General features: G+C 28.4%; 1 pseudogene. It reads left to right on the top strand.

Annotation, left to right across the window (positions count from 1 at the left end):
- Positions 1–837, top strand: a pseudogene (locus CN514_RS25530) (hypothetical protein); the annotation flags it as partial.

Genomic DNA, 837 nt, shown 5'->3' with positions numbered 1-837 from the left:
CTATTATTTTATTTTAAGATTTTTTGATGGTGAAAAGTTAAAAGATATTATCAATTACGTCCAAATCGGACTATCAATTTCAATTGCTATAGGTTATCAACTTGTTGGTAGGGCATTCAGTTTTGTAAATCTAGATATGTCATTTTCGCCAACTTGGTATCATTTTCTTATTCCACCTATTTGGTTCGGTGCGCCATTTGAGTTAATTTTAAATCGTAACACAAGTACATATCTTATTGGATTTTCTATTTTAGCCATAATAATCCCTATTATTGCGATCATGCTATATAGTTTATTGATCCCATCCTTTGAGAAAAATCTTCAAAAATTATCAAATAATAGTGGCATAAATAGAAAAAGAGATAGTAAGTGGAAGAATTGGCTATCTAGAGTATTTTGCAGTAATAATGAAGAAAAGATATTTTTTAAATTCGCAGATAATATGATGCGAAACGAGAGAGAATTTCGACTAAAGGTTTATCCATCATTAGGATTATCAATCGTTCTCCCATTCGTTTTCTTATTTAATCAACTACAAATTTATTCTTATCATCATTTAGTATTAAGCAAGAGTTATTTAACGATTTATATGTCTTGCTTAATAATTCCAAATGCAATCGCAATGCTAAAATATTCCGGGAAATATAAAGGAGCATGGATCTATAAAACAGCGCCAGTATCAAACCTAGCACCATTATATAGTGCAACTTTAAAGGTATTTATCGCAAATCTATATTTTCCTGTCTATTTTATTTTAAGTATAATTTTTATCGGAATCTTTGGTATTAAAATAATTCCTGATATATTAGTTGTTTTTGTAAGCTCAATTTTATATAC

It is taken from the genome of Bacillus sp. AFS001701 (assembly GCF_002559405.1).
Lineage (GTDB): Bacteria > Bacillota > Bacilli > Bacillales > Bacillaceae_G > Gottfriedia.
Note: the sequence above shows the minus strand (reverse complement) of the source record. Positions and strands in the feature narration are given on the sequence as shown.